Annotated in this window: 16 protein-coding genes; 4 read left to right on the forward strand and 12 right to left on the reverse strand. The window is 60.1% G+C overall.

All coding sequences use genetic code 11. The features are described from left to right. Nucleotides 1-184: 184 nt before the first annotated feature. The 11 genes from ACNPM8_RS12695 to truB form a co-directional block, all read right to left on the reverse strand. Complete coding sequence (locus ACNPM8_RS12695) at nt 185-742, reverse strand: hypothetical protein (protein ID WP_105658233.1); 558 nt, start codon at nt 740-742, stop codon at nt 185-187. A gap of 576 nt (nt 743-1,318) precedes the next feature. Beyond that, complete coding sequence (locus tag ACNPM8_RS12700) at nt 1,319-2,647, reverse strand: LLM class flavin-dependent oxidoreductase (RefSeq protein ID WP_448939952.1); 1,329 nt, start codon at nt 2,645-2,647, stop codon at nt 1,319-1,321. Between the two features lie 29 nt (nt 2,648-2,676). Further along, the gene (locus ACNPM8_RS12705) at nt 2,677-3,519 is read right to left on the reverse strand and encodes an ABC transporter permease (RefSeq protein WP_448939953.1); all 843 of its coding nucleotides are present in this window, start codon (nt 3,517-3,519) and stop codon (nt 2,677-2,679) included. Then, on the reverse strand, nt 3,516-4,364 hold the full coding sequence (locus ACNPM8_RS12710) for an ABC transporter ATP-binding protein (protein ID WP_448939954.1): 849 nt from the start codon (nt 4,362-4,364) through the stop codon (nt 3,516-3,518). Before ACNPM8_RS12710 ends, ACNPM8_RS12705 begins: the two co-directional genes overlap by 4 nt. Before the next feature lie 6 nt (nt 4,365-4,370). Continuing rightward, nucleotides 4,371-5,246, reverse strand: a complete 876-nt coding sequence (locus tag ACNPM8_RS12715; RefSeq protein WP_448939955.1) for an ABC transporter substrate-binding protein — start codon at nt 5,244-5,246, stop codon at nt 4,371-4,373. 626 nt (nt 5,247-5,872) lie between these two features. Continuing rightward, nucleotides 5,873-6,142, reverse strand: a complete 270-nt coding sequence (gene rpsO / locus ACNPM8_RS12720; RefSeq protein WP_013348393.1) for a 30S ribosomal protein S15 — start codon at nt 6,140-6,142, stop codon at nt 5,873-5,875. 107 nt (nt 6,143-6,249) lie between these two features. Beyond that, nucleotides 6,250-7,035, reverse strand: coding sequence for a class I SAM-dependent methyltransferase (locus ACNPM8_RS12725; protein WP_448939956.1), 786 nt, complete (start codon nt 7,033-7,035; stop codon nt 6,250-6,252). Nucleotides 7,036-7,040: 5 nt separating this feature from the next. Further along, nucleotides 7,041-7,994, reverse strand: coding sequence for a bifunctional riboflavin kinase/FAD synthetase (locus ACNPM8_RS12730; RefSeq protein ID WP_105657289.1), 954 nt, complete (start codon nt 7,992-7,994; stop codon nt 7,041-7,043). 64 nt (nt 7,995-8,058) lie between these two features. Continuing rightward, nucleotides 8,059-8,526 carry a hypothetical protein gene (locus tag ACNPM8_RS12735; protein WP_181148828.1) on the reverse strand — a complete coding sequence of 156 codons (468 nt, stop codon included), beginning with the start codon at nt 8,524-8,526 and terminating at the stop codon, nt 8,059-8,061. Between the two features lie 10 nt (nt 8,527-8,536). Continuing rightward, nucleotides 8,537-8,899, reverse strand: coding sequence for a hypothetical protein (locus tag ACNPM8_RS12740; RefSeq protein WP_105657288.1), 363 nt, complete (start codon nt 8,897-8,899; stop codon nt 8,537-8,539). 17 nt (nt 8,900-8,916) lie between these two features. Then, nucleotides 8,917-9,840, reverse strand: coding sequence for a tRNA pseudouridine(55) synthase TruB (truB, locus tag ACNPM8_RS12745; protein ID WP_105661834.1), 924 nt, complete (start codon nt 9,838-9,840; stop codon nt 8,917-8,919). A gap of 279 nt (nt 9,841-10,119) precedes the next feature. On the opposite strand from truB, the gene ACNPM8_RS12750 reads away from it, so the two are divergent. From ACNPM8_RS12750 to ACNPM8_RS12765, 4 genes are all read left to right on the forward strand, one after another. Continuing rightward, nucleotides 10,120-10,782 (forward strand): fasciclin domain-containing protein, encoded by a 663-nt coding sequence (locus tag ACNPM8_RS12750; protein WP_105657286.1) that lies wholly within the window; start codon nt 10,120-10,122, stop codon nt 10,780-10,782. 171 nt (nt 10,783-10,953) lie between these two features. Further along, on the forward strand, nt 10,954-11,535 hold the full coding sequence (sigK, locus tag ACNPM8_RS12755; RefSeq protein WP_286134161.1) for an ECF RNA polymerase sigma factor SigK: 582 nt from the start codon (nt 10,954-10,956) through the stop codon (nt 11,533-11,535). Beyond that, the gene (locus ACNPM8_RS12760; protein WP_105657284.1) at nt 11,535-12,377 is read left to right on the forward strand and encodes an anti-sigma factor; all 843 of its coding nucleotides are present in this window, start codon (nt 11,535-11,537) and stop codon (nt 12,375-12,377) included. Before sigK ends, ACNPM8_RS12760 begins: the two co-directional genes overlap by 1 nt. 199 nt (nt 12,378-12,576) lie before the next feature. Then, nucleotides 12,577-14,061 (forward strand): molybdopterin-dependent oxidoreductase, encoded by a 1,485-nt coding sequence (locus ACNPM8_RS12765; protein ID WP_105661832.1) that lies wholly within the window; start codon nt 12,577-12,579, stop codon nt 14,059-14,061. 89 nt (nt 14,062-14,150) lie between these two features. On the opposite strand, the gene ACNPM8_RS12770 is transcribed toward ACNPM8_RS12765, so the two are convergent. Then, nucleotides 14,151-14,597, reverse strand: a complete 447-nt coding sequence (locus tag ACNPM8_RS12770; protein WP_400290382.1) for a YdeI/OmpD-associated family protein — start codon at nt 14,595-14,597, stop codon at nt 14,151-14,153. Nucleotides 14,598-14,729: the final 132 nt, after the last annotated feature.

Consider the following 14,729-nt stretch of genomic DNA (forward strand, 5'->3'; position numbering starts at 1 on the left):
AGCCCGAAGTCTCATGAAAAACGCTTGGATCCGTGTAGCTTCGCGGATCCAAGCGTTTTCGACTTCTACTGGACTTTATATAACGCATTCCGTACTCCATACAACGCCATGCACCCCTTGCCGAAAGCGTGGCTGGTGATGCAAGCAGCTTGGAAAGCGTCTCGGATTGACCCGACAATACTCGTCAATCGATTGGGTCTGGTTCGCAACCTGGCCGTCCCTGCATCGCAAAAGCCTTCTCATACAGAGTGGCGCTCTCATCCGGCCAGCCTGGATCTCGCGGAACGACACCGGTAGCAGCCCAGAGCGTCTCCCTTAGCCACTGTGCGAATCCAGCTACACGGAAGTTGCCTACAGCGCCTGCATCCCCTTCAGCATGCTCAAGCAAGACAATTGCTCGCCTCATCCCACCGAGCTCGTTCTGAATGACGTTCCACAGCTCTTCATCCTTAGTGAACACAACGTCGTAGCTGTCTTCATCTTCTTCGGGAGGCCATTCCATCATTTCGCGTTCAACCGGCAAGGACCGGGAAGCAAGGAGCTCTGGGTCGGAAATATCGTAGGCTGCAACTACACGTGCCGAGTCTACATATTCATCGATGAGGTTGCCGGCGAACCTGGAGTAGTCGAAGGTCTTGCCACCCAACGAGGTGAGAAGTGCTGCAGCTTCCGACACGCGTGGAGCAGCGCCAACCCCGTAGTGTGCACGAGCAGCCTGCAAGAGTTCTTGGTAGTCAGTCATAGTTCCCCAATTCAAGCACTATTGGTGCCGCCAACAGTAGCTGGCGGCACCAATGCTTCGTGCAAGTTCTTTCCCAGGTCGAGCTTCCGTAGAAGAGATGAATGTCAGGGGTCCGCTTGTTGGGGTGGAAGTGCCACATGTACCCTTCTTGCCTCCTCCACTGATTTCGGGTCCAACTGGCGCCTTGCCGTCCTTAGTAGCTGCAGCTAGGGATTTTGCTTTGTTCCTGGAAAGCGCCCAAACGCCGTTGCCCTTCTTGCCACGGGTGACAGCCTTGGTTTTGGCCAGGCCCTTGGCGCTGATGAAGCTCTTATTGCTCTTGCGCGTTGCCGGGTAGTAATCGCGCTACTTCGATTTGCACTTCACCAGCTGCTGCCCGTGGTGGGAGCCTTGTCGAATCAACTTCGTGCGGCTCCCATCGCCAGTACTTTCCTTGCGGTTTCTCCATGCTGATCACCCAGGGCATTCCTGGAGGACGCAGCTGAACCAGCAACCGGTATCCGCCGGGGCCTGATCCCACCGGCACCGAAGGACGAGAGCAATGGCTCTCGCCCTTCGGTACACGACTATCAGGCTCTAGAATGCCAAGCCCAGGCGATTATTTGCCGGTACTGGCAACCCGTAGTTTCCGCGAAGCGTACTCTGCTCGTATTCAGTACGGAAAAGCTTGCGCTGCTGCAAAATCGGGACTACCTGCTCCGTGAATACTTCGAGACCTGCCGGCAAGACCGGAGCCATGATATTAAATCCATCGGCCGCTCCGGCTTTGAACCAGTACTCGATCCGGTCCGCCAGCTGCTCCGGCGTACCCGAGAACGTCTGGTGTCCCCGGCCAGGACCTAGCTCCCGGATGATCTGGCGAACCGTGAGCTTCCTTCGGTAACCCAGATCCAAGATGAGATCCCTTCGGGAGGTGGATTTCTCCTTGGCCACGGTATTCTCCAGCTCGGCGGGAAGTTCTCGGTCCAGTTCAAGGATTGCCGGCTCCACATGCAACTGCTGGGCCAACGTATTCCTGGCGTATTCCGGCAGAATGAGCTCATCCAGGGAATCCGCCAATTCATTGGCTTCGGCTTCCGTGGAACCAAGGATGGGAACAATTCCTGGAAGGACTTTGACCGAATGCGCTGCTCGGCCGTTGCCTGCTGCCTTGTCTTTGATTTCCTGGTAGAAGTCCCTGGCAGACTCAAATGATTGGTGAGCGGTGAAAATGGCTTCAGCCCATCGCCCGGCGAATTCCTTGCCGGCGGCCGAAGCTCCCGCCTGGACGATCACCGGATGCCCCTGGGGCGACCGCGGGACATTGCGCGCTCCAGCAACCTGGAAGTGCTCCCCGATGTGGGCCGCGGAGTGTATCTTGCCCGGATCCGCCCAGATCCCGCTTCCCTTGTCAGCGACGACTGCATCCGGCTCCCAGGAGTCCCAGAGCTTCTTGACCACCTCCAGGAATTCCTCGGCGCGACGGTATCGTTGCGAGCTGTCCAATTGGGCGGATTGGGAGAAATTCCTCGCCGCTGCATCGCCTGCTGTGGTGACGACGTTCCAGCCCGCACGCCCATTGCTGATCACATCCAGGCTTGCAAAGCGGCGGGCAAGATTATAGGGGTCGTTGTAGCTGGTTGATGCGGTCGCTATCAGCCCAATGTGCCGGGTCAACGGGGCGATGGCAGAAAGCACTGTCACAGGGTCGAGGATTCCTGCAGGTCGTTGGGCGACCGGCCCTTGAAGCACTGGGCCGTCTGCGAAGAAGATCGCGTCGAGCTTCGCTTTCTCGGCCAGCTGCGCCAAACGGATGTAGTGGCCGATGTCCGTTCCGGCGAGGGGGTCGCTGAGCGGCAGGCGCCATGAGGATTCATGATGCCCGGTAGTCATCAAGAACGCGTTGAGAGTCAAAGTTCGTGTCATGGTTGTAGTCCCTTCGGTAGGAAGATTGTCTAGGCGCGAGCCCAGCGCGAGAAGTGGCGCTCCAGCGCTACAAGTGCTGCGTTGACCGTGAAGCCTAGGATGGCGACAGTGAGTATGGCTGCGTACATTTTCGGGATCAGGAAACTGGCTTGCGAATTGGTGATCAGGAAGCCCAGTCCAGCCTTGGCGCCGATCATTTCGGCGGCGATGAGCACCAGCAAGGATGACGTTCCTGCCATCCGGACGCCGGTGAAGATGATGGGTACGGACGAGGGCAAGACAACTTTCGCGAAGATCTCGTAGCTGGTGAGCCCCAAGGTTTTTGCCGCCCTGATCAGCAAGGGATCTACGCTGCGTGCTCCAAGGATGGTGTTGAGAAGCACCGGGAAGAACGCCGCGTAGACGACAATCGATACCTTGGATACTTCGCCAATACCGAGAAGGAGCGTGAAGACCGGAAGCAACGCCAAGGCCGCGGTATTTCGGAATACCTCCAGCAACGGGTTGAGGAAATCGCCGACTTTCGAGAACCACGCGACGACCAATCCGACGGGCACGCCGATGAGGACAGCGAGCGTGAATCCTACGGCCGCCCGGCCCAGGCTTGCCAGGATGTGCGTGCCCAGATCCCCTGAGGCAATCATCTTCCCCAGTGCCTGCAGTACTTCATGCAAGGGAGGAAGAAAGACCCGGGATGATGGTTCCAGGACGAATTGCGGGACAAGCTCCCACACCAGGAGAAAACCGATGATCGCACCCGAACGGTACAGCGTTGACCGCAGTCTTCCGGCCAAACGCAGGAAAGGAGAAGGCCGATTTGACTCCCCGGTGGAGCCCTGCAGGCGCTGGTCCGGTACGGCTAAGGTGCTCATGCTGGTACTCCTGGAGAAACGAGCGACTTGTGGCTCACCGGCGATTTGCCGGCACTGGGAGCGGACTCGTGAAGCAGCGTCCAGATGCGATGGCGGTAATCGCTGAATTGGGGAGCCGAGCGGATGTCATCAACACTGTGGCGCCCGTCGAGTTCAATGTTGATGATCTCCTTGATTCGTCCGGGTTTGGAGGACATCACCGCTACCCGCTGCCCCAGGTACACGGCTTCTTCGATGCCGTGCGTAATGAAGACAATCGTGGTTCGGGTGCGACTCCAGATATCTAGCAGCAAGTCCTGGAGTTGTTCGCGTGTTTGGGCATCCAGGGCGGCGAACGGCTCATCCATCAGCAGCACCTTGGGTTCATGGGCCAAGGCACGGGCTATGGCCACGCGTTGACGCATGCCGCCGGATAGTTCATGGGGGTACTTGTCTTCCACACCCTGCAGGCCAACGAGTCGCAGATATTCGTTAGCGCGGATCCGCCTTCCCGATTTGTCCAGTCCCCGACCGCGACGGGCCTGGCTCTCCAGCCCCACCTCGACATTGGCCACTGCCGTGAGCCATGGGAAGAGCGCGTATTGTTGGAAGACTACTGAACGTTCCAGGCTGGGACCGGAAACCGGCTCGCCATCAACGAGAACTTCGCCCGAAATTGGCGCGGCCAACCCGGCCAAGATATCCAGAAGAGTGGATTTGCCGCATCCGCTGGGGCCGACAAGGGTGAAGAATTCTCCGTCCTGGATCCGGAGATCCAGTGATTCAATGGCCGTGACGGCAGTATCTTCACTCGATCCGGAGCGGAGGAATTTCTTGCCCAAGTTCTTGATCTCAATGGTAGACATGCGCGATTACTGCCCTTCGTTTGCGAGGTCGTTGAATTCGTTGGTGTAGTACTCGCTGGGGGTGATTTCTCCTTCGATAATCCCCGCATCGTTGAGCCATTGCGCCCATCTGCTGAAGTCCTCGTCTTCGATGGCTGCGTGTTCGCCCAAGCCATAGCCGTTGAAGTACTGCAGGGCTTCAACGTCGTCTCCGCGATCCCTGGATTCAACGATTGCGGTGAATCTCTTGATGACCTCTTCGCGCGGATGCGTCGAAGCCCAGTCCGCTGCTTTGGCAATGCCAGTGGCCAGGGAATGCGCTGCTTCAGGGTATTGAGCGATGAAATCATCCCGAAGGACGTACTCTCCGGCATCAAAGCTGCTGAAGACTTCCGTGTCCCTGAAAACTTCTCGCAAGCCGCCTTGCTTCACTGCATGCACTTGGGAAGCCCCGGAAAGAGCGCCAACGTCGACCTGATGGGTGCGAACAGCTTGTGCGGTGTCGGTAGGTGGCAAAACGACCAGCTGCACCTGCTCGATCTCTTGCGGCGTCAGGCCTTCGGATTTCAGATAGCTGCTAACGACCGCTTCGGAATGAGCGCCCAAAGTATTGACTGCAATTGTCTTGCCAATGAGGTCCCTCGGTTCTTTGATGCCGCTGTCTTCGCTCGTGTAGAACCCGACAAAGTAGTCTGCATTGGAACCATAGGATGAGACCACCGCGGTGACAGGCGATCCAGCTTCCTGCAGCTTCACCACTGCTCCGGAGAACGCGCTGCCGATCTCGGTGGCACCGGTGGCTGTGTTCTGGATCGCCGAGGGCCCGCTGGAGTTGTTGCCAACCCATTCCAAGGACACACCGTCAAGGTAGCCCAGGTCTTCAGCCAGCTCCGGAAGGATCACGGTATTGGCGCTTCCTTCGTAGCGGACGGTTATTGTGCCGTCAGGGTTCTCAAGATCCGTGCCGTGAGCTGACGCAGTGCATGAGGCTAAAAAGAACGCTGCTGCCGTCAGCCCCGCCGCCGTGCCCATGCTTCGAAAGTTCAACCGTTTGAAATTATTCATCCCTGTTCCCCTCTATTTCGCGCTTTTTCCGTGCTTGGTAGCCATGCAACCACTTGGGCGGCGCCTCGGAAAGGGCATGGAAAACTGGAGAAACGAGAAGAAACCTGAGGTCAAAGTGACCTTCAGGTTTCGGAAGATGTCGCGGATGGCTCATTAGCCTTAGCCCAACGGTATGTGGCTCCACAGGAAGGTCAGATACCGAGATATTCGGGGCGGAATTTAATCCGGGGAAACGTTAGCGGGAGCGTCCAAGGCCTCTCCGACGCCTGTTCCGTCATGTGCTTGCCTGCGGGATGAGCCTGGGAGAGCAGGAATTCATCCGATTCTTGCCTCTGTCGATTACTGATCTTGATTCGTGCCGGCAAATCGCGAACACATGAGCGGCGTTGCCAAGGTCCGGAGGCAAAGAAAAATCCCCGACTCCTGAAGCGGAGACGGGGAATTTCTTGCTCTGAAGCAGAGGACTACTTGCGCAGGCCCAGACGCTCGATCAGCGAACGGTAACGCTCGATGTCGGTGTTCTTCAGGTAGCCGAGCATACGACGACGACGACCAACCAGAGCCATCAGGCCACGGCGGGTGTGGTGATCATGCTTGTGCATCTTCAGGTGCTCGGTCAGGTCCGAAATACGGCGGGACATGACGGCAATCTGAACCTCAGGCGAACCGGTGTCACCCTCGTGGGTAGCGTAAGCCTTGATGATTTCGTTCTTGATAGTGGCATCCAATGCCATAACAAACTCCTAGAGTTGGACCGCGTTCATAAGTCGGTGCGAACGTCGAGACGCTCACGGCGGAAACTCGCAACCGCGGACTGCAGCGAGAACCATCGTCAATCATATCACCGACGGGTGCGCCGGCGGGACCTCCAGGCATGGGTGAGATAGGGCACCTGCACCTTTGCGTCCTGCTCGTGCCCCAGATGCTCCTGCCAATACCAGGCCAAGTTCGCTTCCACCTTGGCGCGGGTAGTTTCTGAAGACTTGCGGTAGTAGCTGCGGGATTTGGTCAGCTCGACGATCTCGTGGAAATCCAGTTCCATGGACCAATGCCAGATGCCATGCTCCGGCTTCTGGAACTGGGGTCCCAACGGCGGCTCCAGCTCCGGCCGGTGCACATCGCCGGCATGCATGATGCGTGCCAAGCGGTGAACCCAGGGAATGGCGACATCCAGCTGATTCCACAGCAGGGTGAGCCAACCGCCATCATGGAGCAATCGGGCCGCTTCGGCACTGGCTTGAGGGTGGTCCACCCAGTGCCATGCCTGGGCATAGGTCACCAGGCCAGCGCTATCGGCCTCCAAGCCGGTCGCTTCACCTGCGGCGCAGGTTACCTCGATCGCCGGCAGCCGCTTGGACAGGACCGAGAGCATTTCTGCCGATGGGTCTACGGCCCTGACTTCCAGGCCTGCACGGATGAGCTGTTCGGTGAAGATCCCCGAACCGCAGCCGATGTCAATGGCACTCACCGGTCGGTGCTGCAGCGTGAATTCCAAGGCTTCCTGCGGATAGGAAGGACGGATCTTGTCGTAGCTTTCGGCATCGGCTTGGAAAGCGGAAGCTAATTCATCGCGGCGCGGGGCGCCCACGACGAAGGCCCGCTGCGGCAATGATGGTATCTCAGCCATGATTCCTAGTGGCGTTCTATAGCCAGCACCGCACGGGCCTGGTCAACGTCCTCGGTCATCTGCTCAATGAGGGCTTCGATGCCGCGGTAGGCAACCATCGGACGCAGGTGGGAAATGAACTCAACGACAATCTGCTGTCCGTACAGATCGAAATCTTCCACGCCTTCTTCGGGGCGGTCAATCACGTGGGCTTCAACCACTCGGGAGACGCCATCGAAGGTGGGGTTCGACCCGACGGAAATTGCTGCTGGCCAACGCACCTCGGCCTCGTCGATCACCCAGCCGGCATAGACCCCATCGGCGGGGATGATGCCGGTGGCTTCGGTGTCCAGATTCGCGGTGGGAAATCCCAGCTCGCGTCCACGGGCATGGCCATGGACTACTTCTCCGCGCATGCGATGCGGCCGGCCGAGGATCGCGGCGGCAGCTTCGACATTGCCGGCGGCTAGTTCTTCACGGACCCAGGTCGAGGACAAGCGGCGCTTGTCCCCTACGTCTTCGACACCTATGACTTCAAAACCGTATTTGGTGCCCAGTTCCTGCATGTAGCTGAAGTCCCCGGAATTGCCGCGGCCAAAACGCACATCATGCCCGACCACAACGGCCACGGCATTCAGCTTCTCTACGATGATGGAGCGAACGAACTCTTCAGCGCTCTGGTCCGCGAATTCCAGGGTGTAGTGGATCATCAGCGTGGCATCCAGGCCAACGCTGGCCAAGGTGTCCACGCGGTCAGCCAGACCCATGATCAATTCAGGAGCATCATCGGGACGGTGCACCAGCGCCGGGTGCGGGTCGAAAGTGATCGCTACCGATTGAGCCGAGCGTGCTTTGGCCTGCGCGACAGCTGCATCCAGCACCTCGCAATGGCCCAGGTGGACACCATCAAAGTTGCCAATGGTCACGACAGTGGGAGCCATATCCGCGGGGACGGCATCCAAGCCCTTCCAATAGTGCACTTTGCTCCTTCAGAAATTCTGCTGCGGTGGATGGAAAACCCACCGTGGTAATTCTTGCACGTCTTTAGGCGTGACGCTCATTACGGTTACGGTACAGCCACCACAAGCCGACAATCGGCAGCACCAGTGGAACGTAGCCGTATCCTTCGCCGAAACCGCTCCACACCGACGGATGGGCGAAGTCTTCGGGGTGGGTCAGCGACAAGATGCCGACCACGATCACGCCTGCCAATTCAACGGCTACCGCCCAGAGCGAAACCAGCCAGGCACCACGCTTGGCTGAAGACAGCGAGAATGTGGCAAGGATATAGACCAGGCCAGAAAACAGCGACAGGCTGTAGGCGATCGGCGCTTCGTCGAATTTGCTCATGATCTGGTACACCGCGCGCACGCTCGCCGCCAGGGCGAGGATGCCGTACACGGCAATGATCACCCGGCCCAGTCCGGTGGACCGGCTTGGCTTGGGGGCCTTATTGGTGCTGCGCGCCTGAGCGGCCTGCATGATTCGCGAATTTCGCGGCTTTTCACCCATGTGAGTACTCCTACTGCCAGATCTGTTCCATGCGGAACACCATTACGAAGGTGACGGCGGCCGACGCGGCCAGCACGGCGTTGGACCAACGGCTCTTCTCGCTGATCGCCCAGAAGAAGGCCACCGGCGGCATGATCAGCGCTGTGATGAAGTAGCCCCAGAATTCCACCGGGTCGCCTTGCACCGCATTTCCCCCGACCTGGCGGATCGCGGCCGCGATGCCGTAGGCAATCAGGAAAAGCTCGGTGGCCACCGCACCGATCAGCGCCCAGTCATCCGGGTGCTTGCGGATAGCGGTTGCGATAACTGCCACCAGCAATGCCAGTGCGCAGACCACCGCTCCGGCGATGAAGAATCCATTGACGGCAATCAAGCCAGTTCCTTTCGGGATTACTTAGCGGTGAAGACCAAGGCCGTACGCGCCTTGTCGCCTTTGTCTTCCAGCAGTGCGACCAGCACGCCATTGGGAGCGAAAGCCGCAACGGTCTGGCCTTCGGCAATGTCCATGCCCAGATGCGAGGCGGGGATGGTGCGGCCGAAAGACAATTCCACGGCTTCGTCGACGCTGACCGTGCGGTTCGGGAACAGCGCGGCAGCAGCCTTTTCGATTGGGAGAATCTCGAATTCCCCGGCCAGCTGCTCCAGGGTGCGGGTGAGCTCGATCTTGTATGGGCCCACCTCGGTACGGCGCAGCGCCGTCAGGTGCCCGCCAACGTTCAATGCTTCGCCCAGGTCGCGGGCCAACGCCCGGATGTAGGTTCCAGAAGAGCACGATACCGTGACGTCGACGTCGAGGATCTTGCCGCCGTTTTCGCGGCGCACCTCATGGATCTCGAACCGCGAAATGGTGACCGGGCGGGCCTTGAGTTCTACCTGTTCGCCAGCGCGCACGCGAGCGTAGGAACGCTTGCCATCGACCTTGATGGCCGAGACCGAGCTCGGGATCTGCTCGATGTCTCCGCGCAGCTGGGCGATCTCGCGCTCGATGTCTTCGTCGCTGACCGCCGCGGCGATGCGCTCGGAAATGATTTCGCCTTCGGCATCGTCCGTGACCGTGTTCTGCCCCAGCCGGATGGTGGCGGTGTAGGTCTTGTCGTGGCCGACGATGTAGGTCAGCAGCCGGGTTGCCTTGTTCACGCCGATAACCAGCACGCCGGTGGCCATGGGGTCCAGGGTGCCGGCGTGGCCGACTTTCCGAGTCCCTGCAAGTCTGCGGATGCGACCGACCACATCATGGGAGGTCATTCCCTGCTCTTTGTCGACTAATACGAGGCCTGAGGCCTGCTCTTGCGTGTTCTGCCCGGCTTTACTCACGCCTTCCAGTATATGGCTTGTGCGGAGAATAAGGCTGTCGCTGGTTCCAAGCGTGGCAGATCCCACTTGCAGCCTATTTCCATGAGCCGGCAATGCTCCGGGACAGGGCCCGCCAGCCCGCGGATCCGGCAGCTTCACGGCCTGCCAGCAAGACGAAAAAAAATTTCCAAGAGAATCCAATCCGTCGGGCAACCTGCCCCGAATGCTCATTGACAACCTGATCCGCACGGACAGGAAAAGGACCGACGACATCAGTCGCGGCGAAGCAAGGAGAAAATCATGAAGCGCACATACAGCAAAGTCGCTGGAGCATTCGGGCTCATCGCAGTCGCCGCCATGGGACTGAGCGCCTGCTCGACCGGTTCGGAAACCATGGAATCGCCCACGGCGTCCGCCTCGGAAAGCAGCTCGCCCATGGCCAGCGAATCGGCAATGGATCCAGCAAGCAATCTTGTGGGCAAGGGTTGCGCGGCCTACGCCGAAGCAGTCCCGACCGGTGATGGCTCGGTAGCCGGAATGGCCCAGGATCCAGTGGCCGTCGCTGCCTCGAACAACCCGCTGTTGACCACCCTGACTTCTGCAGTCTCCGGTGAGCTGAATCCTGATGTCGATCTCGTCGATACCCTCAATGGCGGCGAATTCACCGTCTTCGCACCGGTTGACGACGCCTTCGCGGCAATCCCGAAGGATGACCTGTCCGCAGTTGCCAAGGATGCCGACACCCTGACCAGCATCCTGACCTACCACGTCGTTTCCGGCCAGATTGCACCAGATGATCTTCCCGGAACCCACGCAACGGTCCAGGGCGAAGAGGTGGAAGTCACCGGTAGCGGCGACGATCTGGAAGTCAACGGGGCTTCGGTCATCTGCGGCGGCGTGCAGACCGCCAACGCAACCGTGTACCTGGTGGACACCGTCCTGATGCCACCGGCAAAGAAGTAGTATCGCCAGAATCATCAAAGCCGCTGGCATGAAGGTGGTGCATGGAATACCTTCCAGGCATCACCTTCGCCGGTGCAACGGGAACCTGGTTCCCTTGGACGGATCTTTTCGCAAAACGCCACGCCACAGCAGATAGCCGCTTAGCCACAGATGCATGAGACCCTAGGATTCATGAGTTCCAATAGACTCGATGCCATGGAAGACGATTCCGTGAAAACGCCAGACGTCCTGCTGCAACAGGTCGCGCTGGGAGATGAATCTGCCTTCGAATCGCTCTATGATGCCATGGCTTCACGGGTCTTCGGACTCGTGCTGCGGGTGCTTCGCGATAATGCACAGAGCGAAGAAGTCACCCAGGAAGTGTTTGTCGAAGCGTGGCAACAGGCAAGGCGCTTTGATCCGGCGCGTGGCACGGCAGCATCATGGCTGCTGACTATTGCCCACCGCCGGGCCGTCGACCGGGTGCGAGCAAGCCAAGCGAGCCAGGACCGGGATTTGCGCGTTGGAATCAAGGAATTCCAGGACAGCTACGACGACGTGGAAGAGAATGCCATCTTGCACGACGAGACCATGCGCGTAGCCCAAGCCCTGCAGCGGCTCACCGCCCCGCAACGCGAGGCGATACACCTGGCCTACTTCGGCGGATACACCCACACGGAAGTCGCAGAGCTGCTGAAAATACCGGTGGGAACCGCGAAAACGCGAATACGCGATGGAATGGGCAAACTTCGAGAACTGATGGGAGCGGCGTAATGGACAAGCACGAGAACGAGCTGACCGACAGCTTCGCCCTGGATGCTCTGGAAGACAAGGAACGCGAAGCCCTCCAGCATGGGGGTCCCGACTCTGCCCAGGCACGCCGGGAACTGGATGCCCTGCAGGAAACTGCTGGACTGCTCGGCTTGTCAGCGCAACCGGTCAATCCTCCGGCCCGGCTGAAGAACAACATCATGGCCGCTATCCGCACTACCGAGCAATTGGCACCTGTGCAGGAGACGGCCCTCGATCACGACGGCGCCCAGGCACAGGACCCAATAGCTCCTGCTGAACCAGCTGCTCCTGCTGAACGGGAAACCGAAACCGCTGCAACGCACCAGGCCCCGCAAGCTGGCGCAGAACGCGGCCCGCAGCGCTTCTTCGCCTTGGCCGCCGGCGTCCTGCTGCTCGCAGCGGTGGCTCTGGGCGGCTTGGCCATCAACCAGAATTCCCAGCAGCGCGAGCTGGAAAGCCAGATGGCCGCCATGGCCTCGCATCAAGAAGAGCTCAGCCGCATCCTGGCTGCCCCAGATGCCAAGTCGAAAACGCAGACACTGGACGACGGCGCGCGAATCACGCTGTCCTATTCTGCCGACGAAGGCCTGATGGCGGTGTCCACCTCGGGCATGCCAGCCTTGTCCAGCGACAAGGGCTACGAGCTGTGGCTGATCTCGGCAGAAGGGGCGGTTCCTGCGGGAATGCTCACCGGCGGCGATGCCAACGGCATGATCATGGTTTCGGATCCAATGAAGGGCATCACCCACTTCGGGATCACGGTCGAGCCGGCCACCGGCTCCCCGGCTCCGACAACAGACCCCATCATGGTCCAATCGCTGTGAGCGTGCGGAAGTTCTTGTAGCCTGTTCCAATCCGCAATGCTGTCCGTTCCGAAAACACTGTGAGAAGTTGTTCCCCCTGCATTCTGCAGGGGAACATGGACCGCAACGCATGAGGTGAGTGGCAGTGGGCATTTGGCAGAAGCGCAGCAGCAGTAAACTCGTATTCCACGCGGTGGCTGGAATTTGCTCGGCCGCAATCATGTTTGCCGTGGCCCAATTCGCCTCGGCATTTTTCAACAATGCATCCTCGCCGTTTTTCGCGCTGGGTTCAGCCATCATCGACCTGACTCCCCCATGGCTCAAGGACTTCGCCATCGCGACCTTCGGGACCAATGACAAGTTGGCGTTATTCATTTCCATCGGTGCAGCCGCCGCAGTCCTGGCGGCGATGATCGGCCTGATCGCCAAGCGAAGTTTTGCGCTGGCCTGCACGGCCATCATCGGCTTGGCCGTGCTGCTCTCCAGTGCCGTGGCCGCTCGTGCTTCCACCAGCCTGCTGGATATCATCCCGACGGTACTGGGCGCGATCGCCGGTATAGGGCTTCTGCAGTGGCTGACCCGGCTGGCTGCGGCCGCGGCCCCTAGGCAGGACGAGGGCGCCACCGCGACGGGTCCAAGCCGCAGGAAGTTCTTGATAGGCGCAGCCCTGTCCCTGGCCGCCGCGGCCGTCTCCACCGGTGTTTCCACCTCGCTGTCGGCATCACGGAATATGGCCGCCGCCGCACGCAAGGCCTTGCGCCTGCCTGCGGCCCGGACCAAGGCGGAACCCCTGCCCGAAGGGGTGCAGGTAGAAGTAGCGGACATGCCCCGCTTCGTGACTCCCAACCAGGATTTCTACCGCATCGATACCGCGCTTTCGGTGCCGCAGATCGACCCGAACCAGTGGTCGCTGCGCGTGCACGGCATGGTGGAGAAGGAATTCACCGTGAACTTCGACGAACTGCTGGGCGAAGAACTCGTGGAAACCTATCTGACGCTCACTTGTGTGTCCAATCCCGTCGGCGGCGATCTGGTAGGCAACGCGAAATGGCTGGGCTACCCGCTGCGTAAGCTGCTGGAGCGCGCGGTTCCGCAGGCCGGCGCGGATATGGTGCTTTCGACTTCGCATGACGGTTTCAGCGCCTCCACCCCGCTCCAAGCGCTCACCGACGACCGGATGGCTTTGCTGGCCATCGGCATGAACGGCGAGCCGCTGCCTTTCGAGCATGGTTTCCCGGTGCGCATGGTGGTGCCAGGTCTCTACGGCTACGTGTCGGCCACCAAATGGGTGGTCGATTTGGAAGTGACGCGGTTCCAGGACAAGGCGGCCTACTGGACTACTCGCGGCTGGTCCGAACGCGGTCCAATCAAGATGTCTTCCCGCATCGATACCCCTCGCCCGTTCGCCCAGGTGCCTGCCGGAGAAGTCGTCTTGGGCGGAACTGCATGGGCGCAGACCCGGGGCATTTCGCGTGTGCAGGTGCAGATCGATGACGGACCGTGGGCAGATGCCCAACTGGCGACCGAAGCCTCGTTGGATACCTGGCGGCAGTGGCGCTTCGTATGGAAGGACGCAGCACCCGGAACGCACTCGGCAACCGTCCGCGCCTATGATGCACAGGGCAAGCTGCAGACCAGCGAGAAAGCCAACCCGGTGCCCAATGGCGCCAGCGGCTGGCAGCGCCTGCAATTCACCGTGCAGTAGCTCCGGGGCACCGGTGGGTTGCTCACGCTGCTGCCGACTGCGACCGGGGCTGGCTGGCCTGCTGGCTCAGCGGGCATGGCCCCGGCAGGCTAGTGGCTGCGCAGCGTCTTGATGACCTTCTCGACCCGGCGCGTCCTGGTGTCCTCGCCGCGGGCAGCCACGATGGGGTCCACATGGCCGCGCTGCTTGCTGTAGGACAGCTTGTTCCAGGCGTCCAGCAGCTCGGGCTCGGCGGAGAGCAGCACGGCCAGCGGTTCGGGGATTTCGACGGTGCGCGGTTCCTCGTCCAGTTCGAGTCTCACGCTGATTTCATCGCCCGCACCCTTGCCCGTGGCAGCACGGGTCTCGGAGCTGAAGGAAATGAGGAATTGCCCGTGCATGGAGGAAATGCTGTTCCGGTACGTGTAGTCCCCGTCAATGCACACGATGACCGGCACACGCTTGCCGCGGCCGAATCCGAGCACGATGCCATCGGGAACCACGATGCCCACGTTGTTCCCGCCGGTTGCGCTCAATGTTGTGGTGAATTCTGGCATGTGCTGCACCTTTGGTCGGATCCGGCGGTTTCTGATCACGCTATCCCACCATCTTCCCGGCGACCAGCCTTCGGCAGGGATTCGCGCTTCGCTGTGAGGGTAATCGAGGCCAACGCATAACGCCCCGGGGAG

It is taken from the genome of Glutamicibacter sp. AGC46, from assembly GCF_053543715.1.

Bases quoted from the DNA above. Each gene is read 5' to 3' on its own strand.
- ACNPM8_RS12705 (WP_448939953.1), bottom strand. From the start codon at position 3,519: ATGAGCACCTTAGCCGTACCGGACCAGCGCCTGCAGGGCTCCACCGGG.
- ACNPM8_RS12695 (WP_105658233.1), bottom strand. From the start codon at position 742: ATGACTGACTACCAAGAACTCTTGCAGGCTGCTCGTGCACACTACGGG.
- ACNPM8_RS12725 (WP_448939956.1), bottom strand. From the start codon at position 7,035: ATGGCTGAGATACCATCATTGCCGCAGCGGGCCTTCGTCGTGGGCGCC.
- rpsO (WP_013348393.1), bottom strand. From the start codon at position 6,142: ATGGCATTGGATGCCACTATCAAGAACGAAATCATCAAGGCTTACGCT.
- ACNPM8_RS12700 (WP_448939952.1), bottom strand. From the start codon at position 2,647: ATGACACGAACTTTGACTCTCAACGCGTTCTTGATGACTACCGGGCAT.
- ACNPM8_RS12770 (WP_400290382.1), bottom strand. From the start codon at position 14,597: ATGCCAGAATTCACCACAACATTGAGCGCAACCGGCGGGAACAACGTG.
- ACNPM8_RS12765 (WP_105661832.1), top strand. From the start codon at position 12,577: ATGTTTGCCGTGGCCCAATTCGCCTCGGCATTTTTCAACAATGCATCC.
- ACNPM8_RS12710 (WP_448939954.1), bottom strand. From the start codon at position 4,364: ATGTCTACCATTGAGATCAAGAACTTGGGCAAGAAATTCCTCCGCTCC.
- ACNPM8_RS12760 (WP_105657284.1), top strand. From the start codon at position 11,535: ATGGACAAGCACGAGAACGAGCTGACCGACAGCTTCGCCCTGGATGCT.
- sigK (WP_286134161.1), top strand. From the start codon at position 10,954: ATGAGTTCCAATAGACTCGATGCCATGGAAGACGATTCCGTGAAAACG.
- ACNPM8_RS12735 (WP_181148828.1), bottom strand. From the start codon at position 8,526: ATGGGTGAAAAGCCGCGAAATTCGCGAATCATGCAGGCCGCTCAGGCG.
- ACNPM8_RS12750 (WP_105657286.1), top strand. From the start codon at position 10,120: ATGAAGCGCACATACAGCAAAGTCGCTGGAGCATTCGGGCTCATCGCA.